This is a genomic window from Flavobacterium panici (assembly GCF_024499525.1).
GTDB lineage: Bacteria > Bacteroidota > Bacteroidia > Flavobacteriales > Flavobacteriaceae > Flavobacterium > Flavobacterium panici.
Genome location: NZ_CP100437.1, coordinates 3342205 through 3365096 on the forward strand (window position 1 = coordinate 3342205; position 22892 = coordinate 3365096).

General features: G+C 37.2%; 21 protein-coding genes. 7 read left to right on the forward strand and 14 right to left on the reverse strand.

Features of this window, described 5'->3' with window-relative positions; translation table 11 throughout:
• Positions 1-72: 72 nt before the first annotated feature.
• The 5 genes from NLJ00_RS14280 to NLJ00_RS14300 form a co-directional block, all read right to left on the reverse strand.
• Positions 73-477: a response regulator gene (locus NLJ00_RS14280; RefSeq protein ID WP_256634233.1), complete on the reverse strand. Its 405-nt coding sequence runs from the start codon at positions 475-477 to the stop codon at positions 73-75.
• Entirely contained in the window at positions 474-2741 is a 2268-nt protein-coding gene (locus tag NLJ00_RS14285) for a PAS domain-containing sensor histidine kinase (RefSeq protein WP_256634234.1), read from the reverse strand. The genes NLJ00_RS14280 and NLJ00_RS14285 overlap by 4 nt, the downstream gene beginning before the upstream one ends.
• 75 nt (positions 2742-2816) lie before the next feature.
• The gene (locus NLJ00_RS14290) at positions 2817-3578 is read right to left on the reverse strand and encodes a LytR/AlgR family response regulator transcription factor (protein WP_256634235.1); all 762 of its coding nucleotides are present in this window, start codon (positions 3576-3578) and stop codon (positions 2817-2819) included.
• 826 nt (positions 3579-4404) lie between these two features.
• The gene (locus tag NLJ00_RS14295) at positions 4405-5727 is read right to left on the reverse strand and encodes a hypothetical protein (protein WP_256634236.1); all 1323 of its coding nucleotides are present in this window, start codon (positions 5725-5727) and stop codon (positions 4405-4407) included.
• 241 nt (positions 5728-5968) lie between these two features.
• On the reverse strand, positions 5969-7783 hold the full coding sequence (locus NLJ00_RS14300; RefSeq protein WP_256634237.1) for a T9SS type A sorting domain-containing protein: 1815 nt from the start codon (positions 7781-7783) through the stop codon (positions 5969-5971).
• Positions 7784-8349: 566 nt separating this feature from the next.
• Between NLJ00_RS14300 and NLJ00_RS14305 the strand changes: the two genes are divergently transcribed.
• Together NLJ00_RS14305 and NLJ00_RS14310 are read left to right on the forward strand one after the other, a co-directional pair.
• Positions 8350-8601 carry a hypothetical protein gene (locus tag NLJ00_RS14305; RefSeq protein ID WP_256634238.1) on the forward strand — a complete coding sequence of 84 codons (252 nt, stop codon included), beginning with the start codon at positions 8350-8352 and terminating at the stop codon, positions 8599-8601.
• 418 nt (positions 8602-9019) lie between these two features.
• Positions 9020-11002 (forward strand): PAS domain-containing sensor histidine kinase, encoded by a 1983-nt coding sequence (locus NLJ00_RS14310; RefSeq protein ID WP_256634239.1) that lies wholly within the window; start codon positions 9020-9022, stop codon positions 11000-11002.
• A gap of 26 nt (positions 11003-11028) precedes the next feature.
• On the opposite strand, the gene NLJ00_RS14315 is transcribed toward NLJ00_RS14310, so the two are convergent.
• Positions 11029-11406, reverse strand: coding sequence for a response regulator (locus NLJ00_RS14315; protein ID WP_256634240.1), 378 nt, complete (start codon positions 11404-11406; stop codon positions 11029-11031).
• A 584-nt stretch (positions 11407-11990) separates the two neighbouring features.
• Positions 11991-12278 carry a hypothetical protein gene (locus tag NLJ00_RS14320; RefSeq protein WP_256634241.1) on the reverse strand — a complete coding sequence of 96 codons (288 nt, stop codon included), beginning with the start codon at positions 12276-12278 and terminating at the stop codon, positions 11991-11993.
• Positions 12279-12722: 444 nt separating this feature from the next.
• Between NLJ00_RS14320 and NLJ00_RS14325 the strand changes: the two genes are divergently transcribed.
• Both NLJ00_RS14325 and NLJ00_RS14330 read left to right on the forward strand, forming a co-directional pair.
• Complete coding sequence (locus tag NLJ00_RS14325; protein WP_256634242.1) at positions 12723-12968, forward strand: hypothetical protein; 246 nt, start codon at positions 12723-12725, stop codon at positions 12966-12968.
• 324 nt (positions 12969-13292) lie between these two features.
• The gene (locus NLJ00_RS14330; RefSeq protein ID WP_256634243.1) at positions 13293-13745 is read left to right on the forward strand and encodes a response regulator; all 453 of its coding nucleotides are present in this window, start codon (positions 13293-13295) and stop codon (positions 13743-13745) included.
• Positions 13746-13972: 227 nt separating this feature from the next.
• On the opposite strand, the gene NLJ00_RS14335 is transcribed toward NLJ00_RS14330, so the two are convergent.
• From NLJ00_RS14335 to NLJ00_RS14345, 3 genes are all read right to left on the reverse strand, one after another.
• Positions 13973-14389, reverse strand: coding sequence for an SDR family NAD(P)-dependent oxidoreductase (locus tag NLJ00_RS14335; protein ID WP_256634244.1), 417 nt, complete (start codon positions 14387-14389; stop codon positions 13973-13975).
• A 16-nt stretch (positions 14390-14405) separates the two neighbouring features.
• Positions 14406-14954, reverse strand: coding sequence for a carboxymuconolactone decarboxylase family protein (locus NLJ00_RS14340; RefSeq protein ID WP_256634245.1), 549 nt, complete (start codon positions 14952-14954; stop codon positions 14406-14408).
• Between the two features lie 104 nt (positions 14955-15058).
• Positions 15059-15643, reverse strand: a complete 585-nt coding sequence (locus NLJ00_RS14345) for a Crp/Fnr family transcriptional regulator (protein WP_256634246.1) — start codon at positions 15641-15643, stop codon at positions 15059-15061.
• Positions 15644-16521: 878 nt separating this feature from the next.
• Between NLJ00_RS14345 and NLJ00_RS14350 the strand changes: the two genes are divergently transcribed.
• Positions 16522-17052 carry an OmpA family protein gene (locus NLJ00_RS14350; RefSeq protein ID WP_256634247.1) on the forward strand — a complete coding sequence of 177 codons (531 nt, stop codon included), beginning with the start codon at positions 16522-16524 and terminating at the stop codon, positions 17050-17052.
• A gap of 738 nt (positions 17053-17790) precedes the next feature.
• On the opposite strand, the gene NLJ00_RS14355 is transcribed toward NLJ00_RS14350, so the two are convergent.
• The 4 genes from NLJ00_RS14355 to NLJ00_RS14370 form a co-directional block, all read right to left on the reverse strand.
• Positions 17791-18240: a response regulator gene (locus NLJ00_RS14355; RefSeq protein WP_256634248.1), complete on the reverse strand. Its 450-nt coding sequence runs from the start codon at positions 18238-18240 to the stop codon at positions 17791-17793.
• Positions 18241-18622: 382 nt separating this feature from the next.
• Positions 18623-19204, reverse strand: coding sequence for a porin family protein (locus NLJ00_RS14360; RefSeq protein ID WP_256634249.1), 582 nt, complete (start codon positions 19202-19204; stop codon positions 18623-18625).
• Positions 19205-19239: 35 nt separating this feature from the next.
• Positions 19240-20013 carry a membrane metalloprotease gene (locus tag NLJ00_RS14365; protein ID WP_256634250.1) on the reverse strand — a complete coding sequence of 258 codons (774 nt, stop codon included), beginning with the start codon at positions 20011-20013 and terminating at the stop codon, positions 19240-19242.
• A gap of 82 nt (positions 20014-20095) precedes the next feature.
• Entirely contained in the window at positions 20096-21139 is a 1044-nt protein-coding gene (locus tag NLJ00_RS14370; protein WP_256634251.1) for a hypothetical protein, read from the reverse strand.
• 255 nt (positions 21140-21394) lie between these two features.
• On the opposite strand from NLJ00_RS14370, the gene NLJ00_RS14375 reads away from it, so the two are divergent.
• Both NLJ00_RS14375 and NLJ00_RS14380 read left to right on the forward strand, forming a co-directional pair.
• Entirely contained in the window at positions 21395-21910 is a 516-nt protein-coding gene (locus NLJ00_RS14375) for an RNA polymerase sigma factor (protein WP_256634252.1), read from the forward strand.
• A gap of 62 nt (positions 21911-21972) precedes the next feature.
• The gene (locus NLJ00_RS14380; protein WP_256634253.1) at positions 21973-22887 is read left to right on the forward strand and encodes a FecR family protein; all 915 of its coding nucleotides are present in this window, start codon (positions 21973-21975) and stop codon (positions 22885-22887) included.
• The last annotated feature ends 5 nt before the right edge of the window (positions 22888-22892 follow it).

The window sequence follows — 22892 nt, forward strand, 5'->3', positions numbered from 1 at the left end:
TAAATTTCATCATACCTTACAAGCATTTCAATTTCCAATTAACTTAAAACAAGAAACTTTAGATGGAAATGCCTAGGTAATCCTGTCAAGAAATTCTTTGGTAATTGGTTTGCTGTGAAAGGAAACTACATCCTTATTGGAGTTAGACTCAGCTATATCGGCATTATCTATTGTAGAAGATATAATATATACTTTGCAATAATTTTTTACCGCATCAGGCAATATATGAAATGCTTCTAAAAATTGAAATCCAGAAATTATAGGCATATAAATATCCAGAAAAATGACCTGCGGCAGTTTAGAAATTGCATTTTGATTATCGTGTATGAACTGCAAAGCTTCTTGGGAAGACTCATAGTTTAACACATTTGCCGCGAAATTATTTTTTAGGACCATGCGCGATGTAATATATAAATCGATAGCATTATCATCAATAATCATGACGGTATCAAATTTTTTTTGGGTATTCTCAATCATGGTTTTAAATTTTTTAGGGTTATCATAAATACAGATCCGGTTCCTTTCTCTGACTGAATTTCGATAGAACCCTCAAGCAGTTCTACGGCATCCTTCACGATGTACAGGCCAATGCCTGAACCATCTGTATTTGAAATCCGAAAAAACATTTCGTATATTTTCTGGTGATAGGCCTGGTCAATTCCCATCCCATTATCCTCAATTGTAAATTGGAGGCTTTTGCTGTCCGAATGTGCGGCTATTTTTATATATCTGTCAGAATGGTCTTTTTTATGGTGCTTTATAGCGTTGGAAATAAGGTTCTCCAAGATCGTTACAATGCGTACTTTGTCTGTATAAAAAGGATGCTCCGCTCGGATGTCAGTGAGAAAACGAATTCCTGTTGCCTCTTTGATGGTTTGAAAGGAAGCTATTATTTCCTGTACAGTATCATTAAGGGAAATCTTTTCTATTTCAAGTCCCGTACGATTGTTGCGTGAGTAGCTTAAAATATTTTTAATAAAATTATCCAAACGGCAGATACTGTTTCGTATTAATGCGGCATGTTTAAGGGTATCGGCTTCCTGGCTATCTGTTTCAATAAAAGAAACAAGGCCTAGAACGGAAGTCAGCGGGGAGCGTAAATCATGAGAGACACTGTATACAAACCGATCGAGCTCTAAATTGGTTTTAATAAGCGCCTCATTTCTTTTTTCCAGATTTTGTTCGGCCTTTTTACGGTCAGAGATATTATTTGAAAGAATTAATCTTGCCTGACGGTCTTCATAGGAGATGTCATGTGCAATGATTTCAACAGGAATAATAGTGCCGTCCTTTTTTAAGTGATTCCATGTTCCCCTATTATAATTGGACTGGTTTATTGCAGAGGGATCGCTGGAATTTATGAAATGATTTTTATCTTCCAATGGCCTTATGTCCAAGGCAGTCATAGAAAGGAACTCTTCACGGCTGTAACCATACTGGAGGACAGCCATTTTATTTACATCAAGAAATTTGAAGGTAACCGGTTCGATTATCCACATAGGCATTGGATTATTATCAAAAAGATAGCGATATTTTTTTTCGCTCTTCCGGAGTGCTTTCTGCGCAAGTTTCATTTCTGTAATATCAGCAAGCACAATAACGGCACCTGTCACCTTTCCCTGCGAATCCCGAAATGGGACCGGATAAGGCAAAACGTTACGTTTTTCCCCATTGGGACGTTTGATAATTATTTCCCTGACAGGGTTGGGGCCTGCTTCTTTGAGATCTTCGGCCATCGAACATAAACTTACAGAGGACTTTATATTTTCAGAAGCGTTCCACGAATTGTCCCAAAAATCTTTTCCTATTACAGGATTCTTTCCCCATAAAGCCGCGGCGGCCTTATTATAGACCAATATTCTTCCCTGCGCATCGCATGAGTACGCTGCCACAGGCAGTTTATCAATAAGTTCCCTGTACATTTGCTCACGCTCCTCGATTTTTCTTCGCGATAAAACCTGCTCGGTTACATCGCTTGCAAAGAAAAAAATGCCGTCAATAGTATTCTCCGCATTCCTATGCGCCTGGCAGATAAAATTTAAATAGACATCAGTAAGTTCTCCAGTACCAAAAAGATCAAATTTTATAAGCTTTTCATTGGCTGAAAAAGTTTCTCCTGTTTGATAGACAGCATCTAAAATTTTTATAATTCCCTGGGCTTTCATTTCCGGCAGCACTTCCTTGATGCTCTTGCCTATAATATCTTTTCTTTGTATTAATTGCAGGTAACGCTCATTGGCAAGTTCATAAACATGGTTAGGCCCTTTTAAAATTCCCATACACGCCGGTGCTTGAGAATATAAATTATGAAAACGGAGCTGCTCGATCTCAAAGGCTTTTTTCATTTTTTTTTCCTCGGTGATATTTCTTCCGATCCCGTAGCTCAATTTCTTAATATCATCCCGTACTAAGGACCACTGCAGATAAACAATACTTCCATTTTTATGCAAAAATCTTTTCTCAAATATGGATAGCTGGGTCGCATTTTTAAAACTTAAGCCAATATGAGGATTATCAATATCCTCAGCAAATGCAAAATCAGTATAAACTTCCCCCATGAGTTCCTCAGGCTTGTAGCCCAAAATATGATTTACGGCTTTATTTACCCAGACAAATCTTCCCTGCCGATCAAAAGAGCAGATAAGATCCATTGAAAAATCTAAAATTTTACACAGGTCATGCAGTTGCGCACTAGAATTGAGTGACAGGCTGCTTTTATTTTTTTTTGGTTTGCTTTTCATTATTGTAAAACCTATTGGTTTGAGATGTGGATTATTGAAGCTGCATAAGCTGAAAGTAACTTAATGCGGGTGTATTTATTGTTTTAATTTTATAAATTTATTAAAGTCATCTTGACGTCTCTGGGCAACGGGCAAAACTACCCCGTTTGAAAGTTCACAATAATAGCCGTCTTTTTTTGAAATTTTAGTGATATGGCGAAGATTGATAACAAAGGAATGATGGATTCTAAAAAAATGACTGCTGTCCAAAATCGACATATATTCGCCCAGATTTCTGCTGGAGGTAATTCTGCTGCCATTTGAAAGGATAAAAATAGTGTATTTCCCATCTGCTTTGCAAAAAATAATTTCTGACATGGGTATTAATTCTATTTTTTCCAGCGATGCAATAGCGATGTAATCATTTTTTGGGTTAATTTCGTTTAATATATTGATTTTTTCAATTTTTTGATACTGATAGCTGCGCTCCATTTCTTTTCTTTTTATCACTTTATAGACAGCTATAATTATTGAATTAAAATCAATTGGTTTGAGCAAGAAATCAACAGCATTATACTTAAATGCTTTTACGGCGTATTGGCTTTCAGATGATATGAACACGAGTTTAGGGATAGTAAAATTCAATTCTTCAAGCATTTCAAAAAAGACATTGTTTTTAAAAATAATATCGAGAAAAATAACGTCAGGCTTTTTCGATTTGATCAGTAGTTCCGCCTCACTTATGCAACGGGTATCACCTATAATTTGCATAATTACAGAATTGTCTTCTTCAAATTTTTTTAAAGTCAGTGCAGTTTCTTTTTCATCGGATACAATTATGGCATTAATAGCTTTCATTTTAATTTTTTTTTGAGAAAATCCAGAAACTAATCTTTACGTAAATGCAATGCGTAATGAGCAGATTAACGGAGTAAATACTTTGGGTATATAAAGCAAAAAGCATCAATTGCGGCTTTGGTTGTGTAAAAATTTTGTCATCAGGTAACTGAAAGACAGGGCATCTAATTTTAAGCATACTTTCAAACGGTTAAAGTGCTTTTATTCGATCATTACCAGTATCTGAATTTAAGCTATTGATTTAATGTCCGATTCACCGCCGACCTTCAAATTAAAGTTAATTATAAAAAACGTAATCATGTTATATAATTTTTAAATTTTATTTATAAGATTAACAGCAAAGGATAAAGGGATTAATTACTTTTTCTATTTTTTAACGATAATATTTTAAGGTAAATCACGATAAAAAAATCACTGCGCAATGGTCAGCTCAGCAAGATTGGATAAATTCAGCAGGGTCATATAAGAAAAGATGCTAAATAAGACATCAAATAAAACAGATGCATGCTCTTAAACAAAACAATCCGTCTCATTTATCCTTTATAATTCATCTTGGCAGTGAACTACAGTAAATGTGTCTTTAAATTATCACAGTATCAGAATTTGAATTGAAACTTTTAACGGTATATTTAATACGTTTCTTCTCCAGAGAGCCAGATGATCCTCTTTCCTTAACTATAGGATAAGTTTTTTACAATAACCGCCACCTTTTTAAAAGTGGCGGCATGTCCATAAACATAATCTTCCATTTATGTTTATCAATTGGTAAAGAGATTAGGGTGTGAGGGTTCACCGTTATCAATGAATATGTATGCGGCTTGTAAATCTACTTGATTGTAATGGTCATATTAGGAACTACAATACTTCCATTACTACCTGTATAGCGCTGCGCATAAACCTCTATATAATCATTAGTTGACATTTCAGTTGAGGCATTAAGCGGCAAGACCACAATGTCATTTGTAGATGCACCTTTACCATAAATTTTATACTGGCTTAAAAATGTACCATTTTTTGCTAAATAAACAATGTAAGTCCCTGCAGCCGGGACCTGAAAAGAGATAGAACCCGATATTTGAAAAATTCTTTTCTTTTTTCCTATGTAACGTAACCTATTTGGGGAATCAGTTGAAAATCTGAATAAATTAGAATAGGTTGTGGAGGGTGTCCCTGAGCCTACTTTTACAATATCACTGGGATTTGAATTGTTGAAAGCTACTCCCAGACCGCTTCCCACAGCATAATCCATGGCAAAATCGGCAGTAGCATTTGCGTCGGTCTCATTAGGAATTCCAGCAGATCTAACACTCCAGCTGTTATTGAAATTATAGCCTGTATAACTTCCCGTAGTGTACCCTTTAACATAATTTGCAGGAGTCGGTCCAGTAAAAACAACGGACTCCAGAACAGCATCACCTGTGATGCTAAGTCCTGTGGTAGAAACATCCAGACCTATTGCCCCTGTATTTACATTTGAGAAACCACCCTGCTTTTCTATCAGATTAAATGTCCCTGTAAATTTTTCATAGGTCCCTGAATTATTGGAAAACCATGCCTGATTGCTTAAGAGCAGTTGGCCTATATTGCTGTAGGTAATACCATTTGTGTTTCCTGAAAAATTTACAATGCTCATAAAAACCAGCCCATAACCAGAGATAGTTCCAATATTTGATGCATTGGCAATTATAGTATCCCGAAGTAAAAATGTGGAGCTCGATGCCGCTGCACTTAAATTAAAAACCGTTGCACCCGGCGCTAAAATGGTAACGCTCCTGATGCTGCCACCTCGGGTTCCGTCAAAGAGAGTTCCTGATGTTTTATAAATGATATCTTCATTGGCATCCAAACCTTGTATGTACGCATCATTGATATCGATAGGAAGATTAAAAGTCACCGTACCGTTTATTTCATATAATGTATTGTGAGTAAGCACATATTTGGCACCTCCGCCGGCAGCCAGCTCTGTGGCCAGAACGACAGCCAGGTTATCAGTGGATTTTATTCGTTTAAAATTTAACCTTCCACTTGCACTGTTATTAATAGCAATCCAGGCGGTTGCACTGTAATAATAAAATGACTTTAAATCCGTATCATAGACAAGCAAACCATCAGCTGGTGCACTTATAGCAATTCGTTGGGCAGTTGTCATACGCGGGGCAAGCATACCTTGTGTAGTGGATGATATCTCTAGGATCGAACTGGCATTGGGAGTAACAGTCCCGATACCAATTTGTGCACTGGCGATAAATGTCAGGAAAAAGAAAAACAGCAGCCAGATGGTTTTATTGCTTTGAAGGGCAGAGGTAATAAGCATAATTTTTGGAATTAATTAATTAATTTTAATATTTTGAAAATTGAACTTTGGTGTGCTTTAAAGTAAAGATTAACGGCTATTTTCCAGAATTCGTTATGATTACTTTTTGAGTAATTACTGTATTTCCATCTCTCAGAAATACAGCAATATAGACTCCCGAACTCAATGCAGATGTTGAAAAGCTGTAGGCTGGCTGGGCACCTAAATTTTCTTTGAAAATCACGGCTCTTCCCAAAATGTCATAAAGCGCAAAAGATTCCATTATTTCATTATTTGCATTGACAGCTTTTACGACTGCATTTGTGTTGTCTTGAAAAATATAAAAACCAGCTTTTATTTGCTCGTCTGTTTCCAAAGTCTGGCCCATAAAGCTTAATTTAAAACGCTCTGTATAGCTTCCAGGGGCAAGGGTTACCTCATAGGGGATGTTTTTTATATTATGATAAGAATCATCAAGGGCGTCATATATATAAATGGCCTGCTCATCATCAAAATCTACAATTTCAGATATACGAAAATTAAAGGTGGTTGGGGTTGCGGCTTTTACTGAAAGCGGTATTTTTTTAGATAAATCAAAATTAACGCCCTGAATTACATAATTTTCATTTTCAATCCAGAAAGACACATCATTGGGAAGATCTTCATCCATATTTTTGGCATCAATTCCTCTGTCTGCACCCTCAGTGGCCCCCGACACAAATGCAAAGGCAAGCTGTCTTGTAAATTCATTGTTTATTATGGTGTTGAGCTTAAAATAAGGAATTGGCGAAGGAGGAACCGGCGGGCCCTCATAGGGAATATACTCATTTTTAGCGTTTTGTTTTTTTGACGGTTTGCCGAATTGGGAGCCGCTGTTGTCTTCCATATAAAAAATCCGGTGGGAATTTCTAAAGGTGACAGTTCCGCTTGTATTGCCATTAATTATAAAACCCTGGCCGATTGGAAGATATTTCCTTGGCAGGGCAGCACTTGTGCCTGTGGGAGGGTTGTTGTTCAGGGTTCCGTCGCTGTTGTAGGATCTAAATGCCGCCGCCGTATAGATCCCGCTGGATTCCAGGCTGATCGGTGAGTAGGCTGCGTAGCCTCCTTTGTAGGCGGAAAGGTAGTGGGAGTTGACCGTTTTGTCCTGCTGCCAGAAATAGGCAATAGCTGTAGAGGCAGTGTTGTCAGGATCCAGCAGAAAAGCATTCAAATGTAATGCCGATGGGTAAGGATTTCCTGTTAATGTAGCTGCATTATCAGGGCCGACGGCAACAGTGATATTGCCGTCGTTTGGTTTTCCCCTGAAGTCATAACGCTGAATACCTGTGCCCGGGTTGTTTACAATTCCGGTTCCCTCGGGGTCTGTACTGTCAGATCCGCTGGTTCCCTTCATTGTAAATCCTTCTCCCGGTGCAAGTGCAGTGGCACTTCCCACTTGTGTCCACTGCGAATAGTTATCTGCATTTGTAAGTTTATAGATCCAATGCGAGGCAATGGTTAAAGGATTGGCTGAACCATTATAACTTCCCAGGGGAAGAACGGCTGCACTGGATGATATTGTTGAAGTCGCAGGCTGATAAAGCTGTGTGATTCCAAAATTATTATTAACGGCCGAGAATGCATTATTTCCCACAGGTGAACACCAGTAATCATAATCAAAATTGTCAGAAGTCCCTTCCTGGTAAATTGATATTTCTCCTGTTCCTGTATTGGCAGAAAGCCCCGTTGTGCCCTGCAGTAATTGAGAATTGTTTCTGAGATATAGATTTGAATTGGCTGCTAAATTTATATTCTGCCCCACATACAGCACCTGACCCTTTACGTAAAGCGGCGAGGCGGCGCCAATTGATAGTTGGGAAAAGCCATGGGAGAAGTTAAAAACAGCCAAAAAAAGTAAAGTTTTTTTCATGATGGGCTTATTTATTAGTTAAGGAATCTTCGTTGTCGCTATTATGTGATATTTTTGTTTTACTAATAATGCAGCATCCAAATACTAGGCCTGCTGCCATTAAGATAAATACCATTGAGTCAATGGGAACCGCAACAGGCTCGTCAGGCAAACCGGGAGGAGGAGGATTTGACGAAAGGGCTGTTAAGGGGATATAGAATAGTATTAATGAGACGAGTTTTTTCATGTGGCTAGCATTATATTGCAAAGAATATGACAAGGTAATTACTCTTTATATCTGGCAAATTAATAGTAATGTGGCTTATATAAAAAACGACAAGTAATAAGTGATCTCTATAGGGTATAACTGCTTTTTACAGATCAAAAGTTTATCTGCTCTAAAGAACGGGAGATCTATCACGCATATTTGTCAATTTATAGAACCTTTCAAAATCGGCGAGTTATTTTTTTTATTTTGTAAATATTAAAAATGAATTACTGAATTGAATTATAATACCTTTAATGTAGTGTAAGAACATTTTCTGAGCTACAGGTATTTTATTTCGCTTTATTAATATGCTTTAGATATGGATAAAAAAGATCTGCAAAAATTACAGGATTCTTTGCGTTTTTTAGAAAGCAAACAGCGTGATTTAAAAAGATATAAGCGACGAGATGCAGATGTCCGCGCTTTTGACTCGCTGATACGTTATCTAAAAAGAGATATGATTATTGTATTTCATTTGGCTGCATATGATGTGGAAATTATAGAGAAAAGTAAGGATACAGATGTTTTTATCGAAAACGTGCAAAGTATAATAAAATTATTGAAACCCTAAAAATCCCGAGTATTACTGCCTTGACAACACTAATTTCTAAAAATGGACCATTTGTAAAGGCTATTGCAAAAGAGATTATTTTAAACACGAGTAAGTATTGGGGCATACAATCCGCCAAATTTCTGGATTCTTCACTACAGAACTTATAGCTTTTGAACAATATTTATAGTGCTGCTGCCCTTGCTGGCTCCTTTTTGCCGATCACGATGGAAGGCAAGAAAATCAAATCCCGGGCCGGATGCGTGCGTCTCAGAACGTTGTGCTTTACCTCCCTTTACTGTACACTCGGGCAGCCAGGTATTAAACTGCAGAAGTCTGGAGGTATCCCAATTTTAATAACTTCATTATATACTATAAGAAAAAGTAGCTAAATACTTATGTTAATTTGCAGTTTTCATTTTTTTTCCTATATTTAGGCATGAACAATAAAAATAAACCCGCTGGCATGGTGCCATCGCATCGAGATAAGTTTCCGAACGACGCTATCTATGCTTCCATGGTTGGCCAGATTCTCGACTATGGCATAGTTTTTCTGGGCCTTGACGGAACCGTACTCTCATGGAATGCAGGGGCTAAAGCTGTAAAAGGTTATGAACCAGATGAAATTATTGGAAAAAACTTCAGTATCTTCTACTTCCATATGGACCGCGGTGCCGGATTCCCCGAACAGATGCTGGAAACGGCAGAACGGAGTTTCAGGGCACATTACGAGGGATATTTAATCAAGAAGGGCGGGGGCAATTTTTGGGCTTCAGTAACACTTTCAGCTGTGCAAGACCAAAATGGCGTGGTCACCGGATATACGATGGTCACCTTTGATCTGACAGAGAAACGGATGGCTGAAGAAAAGCTTCGGCGAAATGCTCTGTCTCTTGAACGCAAAAATGATGAGCTGATACGCAGCGAGGATCTCTACCATCGCATGATATCCGAAGTAGAAGACTATGCAATACTTTTGCTGGATATTGATGGGAATATTAAAAATTGGAACCTGGGCGCCGAAAAAATTAAAGGCTATCGGTCACAGGAAATTATAGGGAAGCATTTCAGCATTTTTTATCAAAGCGACGATATCGGCAGCAGGCTTCCCTGGAAACTGCTAGAAAAAGCGGCTCTTCGGGGAAAAGCCACACATGAAGGATGGCGCGTTAAGAAAGACGGAAGCACATTCTGGGGGCTTATTGTCCTGACGGCACTGCATGATCAAGCAGGCGGCGTGATAGGGTTCTCAAAGGTAACGCGCGATTTAACACAGAGGCGGGAATTTGATGAGATGAGGGAAAGACAGACATTGGAACTCCGGCAGGCCAATGAGCATTTGCGTGAAAGCGAGGAGCGCTATTACAAAATGATCGCCGAGGTGGAAGATTATGCCATTATACTTTTGGGAACAGACGGCACAATACGCAACTGGAACAAAGGCGCTGAGAAGATAAAAGGCTATACTGAAGCAGAAGCCGTGGGGCTAAATTTCAGGGTGTTTTACACCGATCAGGACCAGGTATCGAATCTTCCCGAATTATTGCTAAGGCAGGCTGCCCAAAATAACAAGGCTGCACTTGAAGGATGGCGGGTACGAAAAGACCGGACCCTGTTTTGGGGCAGTATCATCATAACAGCACTGCACGATAAGGACAATAAGCTAATTGGGTTTTCGAAGGTAACCCGTGACCTGACTCATAAAAAGGAATATGAAGAGCAGATACTACAGCAAAATCGCCAATTGGAAGAATTTGCTTATATTGCCTCCCATGATCTTCAGGAACCACTACGCAAAATACAGCTGTATTCCAGCATACTCAGCGAGAATCTTGGGGATCAAAATCTGGTAAAAACCCATAATGAGAAGATAAGGGCCGCAGCAGCTAGGCTCTCCAGCCTTATTACAAGCATCCTGGATTATTCCAAACTCACTGCCCAGCAGGAGGATTATCATCCCACTGACCTTAACGAAGTGCTAAGAAATGCAATGGAAGACTTAGACCTTCTGGCAGCTGAAAAACATGCAAAATTTTCCATTGCTGAACTCCCGACCATAGAGGCAGTTCCCATACAGATACAGCAGCTTTTTTTCAACCTTATAAGCAATGCTCTTAAGTTTAATAAACGCGCCCCTGAAATCGTCATATCCTGTCAGCCGCAGAGCAGTCCCGATGATAATATGGCACGGATCTGCATCAGTGATAACGGAATCGGTTTCAGTGACGAATTCTCAAAAAAAATGTTCACCATGTTTCAAAGAGTCAATAAAAATGTTCCCGGTACAGGCATAGGACTTGCATTGTGCAAAAGGATAGTGGAGAATCACAGAGGCACTATCTCTTTTCAAAGCACCATGGGAAAGGGAACAACCTTTAGGATTGACCTGCCAAGAGTGTTTGCTTTAGAGAAGGGCAGATAGGCTTTTAATCGACCGTTATTTCTCCACTATAGTGATGTCAATACCAGGGCAAGATCACACAGGGAATTGAAATCGGTTGGCTTGACATAATAAGAGCATGCCCCGCCAGACAGGCATTTTTGCTTTAACTCGCCGGAATTTGAGGTAGAGAGCATAACTACGGGAATCTGACTCCACTTGGCTTCTGCCTTTAGGGTTTGAAGAATTTCATAGCCGTTTTTCAACGGCATATTGTAATCAAGGATAATCAGGTCAGCAGCAGGGTCTTGTGAGAGTTTGACTAAGGCTTTCTGCCAGTTCTCAGCCGCGGTATACTTACCGGCGAAGCCGATTTTGGATAAAGCGGCATTAAAGAATAGGCAGTCTTCCTCATCGTCGTCAATATGAAAGATATGTTTGATCATTTTATTGCAGTTAAGGATTATTAGGTACTTGAATCTTTGCTAAGATAGTGTAAATATAAGAACAGGGATTATGAAAACACAGCCATTACAACCAAAATATAAGACCACCCGGCAATACGCAGTTATTTTCCGGTTCATCACATCTGGGATTACGGCCAAACTTCGTATCTGCAAAGTACTGCCGTAGATAAACTCTCGGGTTAAATACTTCTATCTTTGAAGTAGTCTTTGATTTCCTAAAGGCGCTGCTGAGCCTTGTTGATACCTGCACCTGCTCCAGATGCTGTTTTTTTACCCCTGAAGATGCCTCTTTGCCGGCGGCTTTGAATTTCCTGGGAAAATAAAAAGCAATTCAGGTACGCGGTGAATTGGAAAGCCCCGCTATGGTCCTCTCGAAATTAAATTTTTTGTTTTCAAACTGTCAGGTGAATTCACCAAGCTGTTGGATAGTACGGTCCATTTGTCCTGATGGGCTTTATTGAATTTTTAAACTTCTGTTTTTTTTTGATCATCTCACTTCACGCTCTCAGATAATTGTAATTTTCTGATTCACTTCCCGTTTTATCAGCTGTTTTTAAAAGAATTTAATTGCACAAGGCGTCGTTATTTATTTTGATCAGGCCCTTTATGGTTATAGAACTTTCATCTGTTACTGGATTCAAAGCAATATACCCCTGATCATCCAGCAGTATCAGGGTATCTAGTATTTTTGCATGGTTTTCTTTTTGAGCGGCAATATTCTCGGTAAGTGTTTTCAGAACATTATAAGGGGGGATTACAAGTAGTGCCAGCTCCTCTAATGGGCAGGCACCGGGATAAATCCGGGCAAGTCTTCTCAGTATGCTCTCAAAATGAACAGATGCTCTTTCCACGATGTAATAGTTTAAATAATAAATAATAGCTTTAAATAAAGGTACAAAGATTTGATTATTATTTAAATAATTTCTAATAATTTCCCTGACATCCCAAAAGAAATTAGTATCATCAGGGTTTGCCCTGAACTTAAAGCTTATTATTGATATATAGAACCTGCCATTTACTGCGTTATTTTGTTGGCTGATGTGGCGTCAATTGCCAATTTGGCAAAACTTTTAGTTGTAGAGCAGATCATTTTTTACCGTTAAATTGGAATGCCCAATATAAACATGATCCACAATAATAGTAATTACAAGGCATTCTATATCGGGCCTTGAATGCAGTTTCATATTTGGAGCCAGTAAAAAAAAACAATTAACCAGTGTTAAATTATTTTTTTGCCCCTGATTATTTTATAATTTTAACATGGATTTCTTTTCTTGTAAATTAAAATCTTTAAAATGGAAAAAGCTCTTAGGCTGCAGGTCCGCAAGGAGCTGGATGCACGCCAGCAGCAGGAAATAATTAAATTAAAAGGCAGCTTAATTTCTAAGGGATATACTGAAATTATTCATATTCTGGATAAGGATGACCAGTTTCATATTAATTCTTTTAAGACGGAGGGCGAGCGTATCGAGGAAGTGCAGGATTTTATAAAAACATTTATCAGCTCTGCCGGTCTTGCCGATAGCGTTACTGTTACATGAAGGCAAGACGTAAAAAAAGGCAGCAAAAATATCCTTAATTCTAAAAGGACAGCACAGGGTTAAAGCAGCGAAGAATCTGCATCAATGGAATTTTCCGCTGTCACTTCTGCAGCTATCGATTTTTAGCAAAACTGGCCCAGGGCCGGAGTAAGAAAATGTAAAAAAAACTTTTTTAGTATGTTTTTTCCTAATTATGAATTATCTTTACGATCTTTTGATCAGGCTGGGGCAAATTATCCTGTACTGTTAAATTTCTTTTTGTAAATTAAAAATAGCATTTTGCTGCTGCCGGTCCTCTTGTTTGATTAATATAATTTTTTTATTATGGCTTTTGAAAACCACAATACTCAGAGATATATTTATTTGGCCGATGACGACAGCGATGACAGGGATCTCTTTGCTGAAGCGCTAAGGGAAGTTGATCCGGCTGTCTTGCTCATGCAGGCTAAGGACGGGATGGATCTGATGGAGAGTCTCCTTACACTCTGCAGCGGGGAACTTCCGGAGTTTATTTTTCTGGACATCAACATGCCGCGTAAATCAGGTTTTGAATGTCTTCAAGAAATAAGAAATCATGAAAGTTTAAAAGGATTGAATGTGATTATGTTCTCCACCTGCAGCAACTCCGATACGATACAAAAAGCATTGCAAATGGGGGCAACATTTTATGCCGTGAAGCCCAGTTCATATAACAGGCTCAAATCCCTGCTTGAAGATGTGCTGGGTATGGACCTTGCCGCCGATTTGGAAGCAAAGAGTGGTCTCCTGTTGAAATAATCAGGCTTACTGCCGTGCCGCATCAATGCGTAATCTTTCGCATAGGGTCTGTTTATGGCTTTTAAAAATCAATTTATCTCCGCACTGGGTCTTTCATTTCGTCTTCGCTGCGGCTCTTGGACCGACTTCTATCTTTTTGGGAAAGATAACGGCCGATTTTCAGTGTGCAATAGCGCTGGGACCATATCAATGCTGTGCCTGAGAGCTAATCGGATGCAGTGTACTGATTATAAAAGTTTTATAAAATAAAAATTAATAATGTGTCCGCTTTTTTGTCGTCTAAAAATTGGCAAAAAAGATTGTGTTAAATTCAAAGTCCCAAAAAAGTTGGCTTTAAAAATTGCTTTTGTTTCCTCGATGCTTGTTTCTTCAATAGCATCCGCAATTCCATAACCTGCATTGTTTACAAGCACATCAATTTGTCCAAATTTGTCAATGACAAGTTTAACTGCTTTTTCAATTTCGTTGGTTTTACTAATATCCAAAGTCAAGGCAAATGCCTTGTCTTTGTGTTGGATATTAAAAGTGTTTGTTTGTGGTTGATTGCGAAATGTGCCAGTGACAAAATCGCCTTTGCCAATAACGGTTTGGGCAAAGCACTTGCCCAAACCGCTTGAAATTCCTGTTATAAACCAATTTTTCATTTATTGTCTTTTAAAATTAAAGTTGTTGAGCCAAAGGAAAATCAATTTCAAAACCTGTCAAGTTGTGTAGGTAGTTGCTTATTATTTTGTCTCCAATTAATACTACCACATCAATCATATTAGCTTCATCATATCCTGCTGTAAAAAATGCCAATTTGATTTCTTCGGTTGCCCTACCACGGTTTTCAACTGTCGATGCTGTGAATTTTGCCAATGCGTCTAACTTGCTGTCAAACGATGCCGAGCCTTTGCGAATTGCTATGATTTGTTCCTCTGTGAATCCATTCATTTTGCCTAATTCTGTATGTGCAGATTGGCAATAACGGCAACCGTTAACTTGACTGGTTACCAAGTTAATCACTTCTCTTTCATTTGTATTCAAAGTGCTTTTGCGATTTTGCAAAGTCAGATAGTCGCCTAATGCTGTTTCATTTTTTGCATAATAGGCATAAAGATTTGGTATGAAACCCAAAACCTTTTGTAGGTTATCAAAAATACCTTGATTGTTTGCAGATACTTCTGCTCTTGTTGGAACTGAAAAAGTTCTTTTTTCTGATGTTGACATTTTACTTTATTTTAAATTGTTGTTTGTCATTATTGACGATGCAAAAATGAGCCTACTTAGGACGATTTAAAATGAAGTAGTTTAGGAAATTCGGTTGATGTAGTTCAACTTTTTTTGGCAACCCTTTTGTTTCGTATTCTGGACAAGAATTCGGTTGTCATTCCTAAAAAGGAAGCCAACGCATATTGAGGAACTCTCTGAACGATTTGAGGATATTTTGAAACATAATTTTCGTATCGTTCTTCTGCTGTATGAATAAGATTTGAGATAATTCTGCGTTGCTGAAAAGCAAGCCCGCGTTCTGCAATTATCCTAAAAAAGGTTTCAAACTTGTGATTTTGTCTTTTAAGTTCTTGTTCTGCTTCGTAGTCAATTTGCAAAATGACACTGTCTTCAAGTGCAATTACAAACATTGTCGCTGGCTGTTGAAAAACGTAACTGTTGTAGTCTGTAATCCACCAATCGTCGATGGCAAAATTAATAGTGTGGTCTTGTCCCTCGTCTCCAACAACATAAGCTCTAAATGCACCTTTGTAAACATAGTTTCTGTGTTTTGCTGTAAAATTTGGTTGAACAAGGAATTGTCGCTTTTTGATTTTTACTTCTTTAAAGCAACAACCAATCTGCTGTCTTTCTTCGTTAGTCAGCTTTACAAACTTTTCTATATATTCAATTATTTTATCTGTCATTTAGTAGTCTGATGATTTCTTGCAGGATCTCTGGTAGCATTACGGCTAACTAGTCTATACCGCCCAAAAGATGGCCAATACGACTTTTTAAAGTTGGCTTTGTGCTATTAGTAAGATTTTTTAAGCGAATATAAGAATAATATACGAAATCTTTTTAGCTGTGAAGCAATAGCTGTGATTAGGTAATTTTAGCCTGAGGCTTCTGTAATACTTAGCAGGTACATTGTCTATCTTTTGGAGTTCAACCCCCAAAGCTTTCTGCTTTTTCTACCTATTGCTATTTATCCATAATAGCCCTATTGCTTCCCTTTTCTTTTTATACAAGACCCTGTATGCTTTTGTTTAATTTCACCAGAAAAGGTAGTCGTGTTTCATAAGCCAAAGCAAGCTATGGCCTTTCAGGTCTTGCTGATAAATCTACATGCATGCGACAGATTGGTACCAAGAGGCTATAAAAAGCGTCAATGATAACTGTTTTTTTATAGGCATCTAATCTGGGTACATTAAAATTTTCGCTGGGAAGGTTTATAATTGCCCGGTGCACTGTGAGCAGTCTCGTTTCTGGTAATTTCATCTTCTTTTAGCTCCTCATTGCCAAGTTCCCAATTTCGAATTCCCTTCTTGACGGGATTATTCGGATCGGGTTCAATCGTTTCAAAGGCATCGCTTTCAGTTTCAATGTTATTTTGAGTATCAATATCAGTTTCAAAGCCTACGGGGGTGCATTTTCGATAAGGTCCTCTTCGATGTCCTGCTCAGTGATTTTTGGAATGGCTGTCCGATTCATTATCAAGGTTCTCCGAGTCATAAGGGTTGAGCTTTAGTTACTTTATCTGATTCTAACTTAAATACAATTAAACAAATTATAACAGGGGTTGATGGCAGCTATTCCTTTGAAGCAGAATGCGGTACCTTGTATTATATTAAAGCAGCAAAAGAAGACTACCTTACCAAGGAGCAGAAAGTCAGCACACCCTCTGAATCAGGAGACAAAATCGCCTATCAGCCTTGAAAAAAATATTAAAAAAGTAACAACAGGATCTGATCTGGCCAAAGTATTTAACATAGAAATAATTCACTTTGATCTGGATAAACATAATATAAGGAAAGATGCTGCTATTGATCTTCAAAAAATTATTGCAGTTATGCAGCAATATCCTCAGATAAAGATTGATGTACGCTCCCATACGGACAGCCGTGCATCGGACAAATACAATAGAAAGCTGTCTGGTTTGAGGGCAGAATCAACCATTAATTATATGATTAAAAATGGTATAGCTGCAGACAGGCTTACCGGAAGGGGCTATGGTGAAACACAATTGGTCAATAAATGCAGCGATGGTGTACCTTGCACTGAGGAAGAACATCAGCGTAATAGAAGAAGTGAATTTATTATTACAGAAATGTAAATTAGGATATTGTGATTATTTTAAAGAGGGATATAGCAAATAAAGATAATTTTTAAGCTGTAGGTTGTTAAAACTTTAAAAAAATAATCAAATTTAGAACTTGTTCCTGATGAATTTAGGCAGAAAGATTTTGATTGAGGACTTAAGATTGATATATAAATAAAGTCAATAACTTGTAGGCCAATGAGACTTTACAGAATGATTTAAAAAAAAGATCGCATAAATACACTTAAGTAAAATCTAGTCGATATACCCAATTTATGTTAGGTATTAATTACTATAAATAATTTAATATGCTAATTGTTACCTCGTGGTACGAGCAAGGCACTATGTCTAAGTCTTTTGCCAGAAAGGGAAAGTCCGTGATAATTTTGGGTTCTTTTTTTATTGCTTTAGGAAAAACAAATAAAAATCAGATAAAAAAAGACTTTTAAAATTAGGCATATTTCAGGAATTTAATAATTTAGATAGCCGTTTAAAAGCATACGCCATAGTGCGGATAGTAAACATAAAATTGGAAGATTATGTTTATGGACATGCCCTCCAGACTGTAATAAAGTGATTAATTATTATGGTCGGAGCCTTAATTTATTGTTCATCAATATCGCAATTATTATCGCAATTTTCGGATATGTAAACAAAAGATGGAGGAAAATTGATACTCATTTTTCTCTAATACTTTATAAAAATATTGGCTTTGTTGCTTTACCTCCACAGCAGATTTTGAGTGGTAAGGTATCAAATTAACCTAAAGGTTAAATTATTTTTTTGGGGTGAAAACCAATCTATTTGCAGGACCTCTTTAATAAATGATTTCAATTCATTAAATGTACTGGGTTTTACAGCATAAAATGTTGCTCCAAGGTTAAATGCTTTATCTATGACAAGAGGATCACTAGAAGTAGAAAGCATGATGATACGTAATTTTTTTAGCCTCTTTTGATTTCTTATTTCTTCTAGACATTTTAGACCATCCCGTTTGGGCATATTAATGTCCATGAAAATAATTTCAGGCAAAGGATCTGGCTGTTTATAAAGGATATCCATCAATTGTTGACCGTCTTGAGCTTGTATTAGATTTACGGTATTATCTATTTCAAACAATGCTTCGGCAAACATTACCCGATCATCATCATCATCATCTGCTAAATAAATATTTCTTTGAAGGATGGGATTCTGTAAAGTCATAGCTGTATAATTTTGTATTGTAAATAGTAGGATAGTAACTAGAAATCTGAAAAATGATTATATAAAATAAACATCTTTAAATTCGGTAAAAAGGTGAACTATCGGTGTACAGCAAATATTAATTAAAGATAATGCTTTAATGTAAGAAAAAAAACATAAAATTATGATGTTTATTGTATTGTATGGGAAAGCGTCACCTAAATTTGGTTTGACTTCTTTGAAAATGCTGTCTTTTGCAGCTAAAGTGGTTCAAATTTAGACAAATCGTTTATTTTCCAAAATAACAAATCTCATATATAGATGCCTTACTAATATAAGGCATCTATAATACTTGGGTATTAAATGCAAAAAATCTAAATTTTAAAAAATGCAGAGTTAAAGTTTATAAATCAAAACCTATTGAAAACTGCCAAACCCTGTTTTGTGCTTTCCCTTGATCATATAAATCCCCTAAGCCTAAATGGTAGCGTGCGGATAAACTTATACCGGAATTTGTTTTAAATCCTGCACCAAAGTTTAATCCCCAATCAAAGCTATTGGGATCATATTCTTGCGAACTGCTGAAAAGCCCTTCATATTCTTCTTTATGTGAAATCGCCAATCCTATTTGCGGTCCGGCTTCCAAAAAGAAATTTTTAGAAGGGTAGGCTTTAAGCATTACGGGCAGGTTAATGTAATCCAGCTTTTGAGTAAAAGTGCCGCTGCTGTTTGTTATTTTATATCCTTGTTGAGAATATAGCAATTCAGGCTGAATGGAAAAGCTTTCGCTGATAAAAGACTCTCCATAAACTCCTATATGAAAACCATGTCGCTGTCCGGTTTCTCCATCTCCGTCAAAACTTACCGCTGCCAAATTATAACCTCCTTTTATCCCTGCGTTCGATTTTGGAATAGTGTTGTCCTGCGCATTAATTGTTGCTATGGCACCAAAGAATAGTGCTATTATTGAAAAATTTATTTTCATCTTTTTGGTTTTAAAATTGTTTGTTGATTAAATTTTTATCTTCCTCCATTGGCACGAAGGTCCGCAATGCATTGTGCATCCAGCCCAGGCGTATTACCAGTTGAAACCATATTAGAAATACCGGCACCTGTTTCTGCTGACCAATACATTAAACATGTTTTTTCAATGCAGTGTTTTGGATGTGCTGTATCTTCATGATTGCTTTGCAGCGGCGTTCCAAGGTTTGTGAGCCCTAGTATATGCCCAAATTCATGGGTAATTATAGTGGTTTCCAGCAAACTTCTGTTTGGTTCAAACGGACTGTCGCTTAGATTCTCAATAGTCTGCTGGAAAATAACAAAAGAAGTATTTCTGTAGGCCGTTCCAAGAATAAGCGAAGTTTCAGTGTCCTTTGAAGATTTGCCGTCTGCAAAAAAGGCCCAGACTGCTATTTGGTCTGAATTGTTGTATTTGGTGCGATTAGCATTTTCAATATTTACAATTTCCTGATCGGTGTAAGGTGAATTTCCCGGAGATGGTATAGAGCGTTTTATAACACTGATACCGTCTGGTTTGTATGTTCGTGCGGTAAGAAATTTTACAAAATTATTGATTGCTGTATTACTTGGTTCAAAACCGGTTACATACACCACTTCAATAACCATACTCTTAAACTTTTTATCCGATAGTAGATCATTAGCCGAACTTCCGGTCTGCTGTCTGTTTGCAATAGTATTTAACGCCGCTGAATTCTCTGTGCTGTCATCCTTAGAGCAAGCCCCAACAGAGAAGAGCAAAATAATGGTTAATAGAGAAAATGTTTTTTTCATTATTGTTTTTATTAATTAGTGTTTTATCACGGACAGCTAAATTAGGTGAGCTGTCCGCAATAAACTACCAGTCAAAATCCAGTTATATTTGTTTCAGTACAAGTGTTGCCCCGGCATCAGTTGTGCTTTGTAAGGTGATTGTTGTTGCGGTAAAACTGGTTACTTTCCAGGTATTATTCAGCAAGGCAAATGAAGCATTACCTGAAAAATTCAGTTGCAGCAGCACGCTTAATTCCGAACTTACCCCATAGGTTCCACTTACAGTTGTATTTAATAAATCCGCAGCTTTTACAAGTAAATTGTTTGTAAAATCGATGGTGAAATCTTTATAATTTACCGCTGAGTTTACGCCTGCCTTTACAAAGGACTCTATTTTAAATTTTCCATTAACCAAAATAGGCCCAATCTTTTTAACATTTTCAGCAGCCAGAGCTAATGCTTCCTGTGTTTTTACAGCTGCATTTATAGTGGTCTGCAACTCTGCATCGCTGGAAATTGTTACTTTGGTTCCATCTGCAATTGTTGCTGAAATTGGGTAATTAACGGCATATAATTCTGTACTGCTTAAATTAGACATATACGTATATAATTGCTCCTCTGATGTAATAACAACGTTTCCCGTTTGTTTAAAACTTACATCAAATGTCAAAATTGTAATAGGGAAACTGATATTTACAGAAGATATGGCGTTCTGACCCGCTGCTTCCGCCGCTGTACAAGCAGTAAGAATCGCATTGTACTCTGTCTGGCTATTGACAGTAACCTCAGTGTAATTGCTTAATTTAACTTTTAATGGAAATTGTAATACAACAGTATCCTGATCATCGTTATATTGTCCCAAAATAGAAATAACCTGCTGGTAATCTGCCTGAGTTAGGACAGAAACCTGAACTCCATTTACTTTAGCGGTAACGGGCAGCAAAATTGAAGAACATGACGCTCCATCCAGGAAATCATCAAAGGAACCATCATACATAGAAGTACGTTTAAGGTTTGTTGTTGTAGTTGAATTGGCTGAATTTGTATCTGGGTTTTCTCCCTGTTCATTATCAATTTCACTTTGACATGATGTAAAACCTACAATAGACATCAATGCAGCTGCGGTAACAATTTTTAATTTTTTCATAATTTTTAAATTTAATATTTTTATAGTAACCAGCGATCTATAAGCGCCTTTCTAATGGTAAGACAACCAGGATTATTTTTACCCTATGAAAAATTTGAAAAAAATATAGTTTTTTGCAAATAAAATTGTAATACATTGATATCTAGGGTTTTATTAATTTAATAATTTTTCATAAAAAAGCAATTAGGATCATCTGAGTTACTTTTAAAAAATTAATATACTTTTACAAACTACAAAAAAAGAATAAATACCTCAATGAGCGACAAAAAAAATAAACTTTGCCAGGAAAATCACTTTAGGGACTTTTATGTAACACATGTGCAGTCAGCAACTAATTTTGCTTATTTCAAATGTGGAGATGACCAGGAAGCATTAGATCTGGTGCAGGATGCATTTACAAAAATTTGGGAAAATTGTTCTAAAATAGATTTTAGCAAAGTCAAAACGTATTTGTTTACCAGCATTAATAATTTGTTTCTAAATACAGTAAAACATCAAAAAGTGGTATTAAGGTACGCTAAAGATGCACCTAATCTGGATATTCATAACCAAAGCCCTGAGTATTTGCTTGAAGAAGAAGAATTCAGACTAAAACTCACTAGTGCAATTGCATCATTGAGTGAATTGCAAAGGGAAGTTTTTTTACTCAATAGGATAGAGGGAAAAAAATACAGGGAAATTGCGGAGCTGCTCGATATTTCTCAAAAAACAGTAGAAAAAAGAATGTCCGGGGCGCTGCAAATATTAAAATCCCAGATCGAAAATATATAATATAATGGTTTAGCTATAGGGTAATTTAAAAGTTAGTTGTCTTATAAACACAGAGGTATAAAATGAAAAATGAAAAACAAATATTAAAATGGTTCAATAATGAGCTTTCAGGTAAGGAAATTGAAGATTTAAAGCAGTCTGAAGATTTACAAACACTTGAAAAGATTAATCATTATGCATCGCAGTTCGAGACTCCAAAAGTAGATATCCATGCTGCTCTGGAAGCTTTCCAGGCCAAAAACCATTCTAAAAAGAAACCAAAAGTAAGAACTTTAAACTACAAAGTTTTTTACCGCGTAGCAGCTGTGCTGGCTATTGCGCTTGCTTCTGCCTATTTCTTGCTTTCCAATAACATTACATCATTTGAAACTTCAATAGCGCAAACAAAATCGGTTACATTGCCAGATCATTCTCAGGCAATATTGAATGCGGGCTCAAAATTAAGTTTTAACGAAAAAAAATGGGCTGATAAAAGAGATTTAACCTTAGAGGGAGAAGCTTTTTTCAAAGTTCAAAAAGGGCAGACTTTTACTGTAAATACCAATGCGGGGGTTGTTACTGTTTTAGGAACCCAATTTAACGTCAAAGAGCGCAAAAACTATTTTGAGGTTACCTGTTATCACGGTCTGGTAAGTGTTGCCTATGAGCAGACAGCGGTTAAACTGCCACCTGGAAAAACCTTTAGGGTTATAAATGGGATCATTGAAGCTGTTGAAGATTTAAATGCCAAAAAACCTTCCTGGATTGAAAAGGAATCTAGTTTTGACAGAATACCTCTGGATCAGGTTATTGCAGAGCTGGAGCGACAATACGATATAAAAATAAAAACAGAAGGTGTGGACACTTCAAAACTCTTTACGGGAAGTTTTACCCATTCCAATGAACAAATAGCACTTCAAGCCGTTACCATCCCGCTTAAATTAAGTTACAGGATCGAGGGAAAAACCATTATATTTTATAATTATGGTCTCCAATAAAGGGC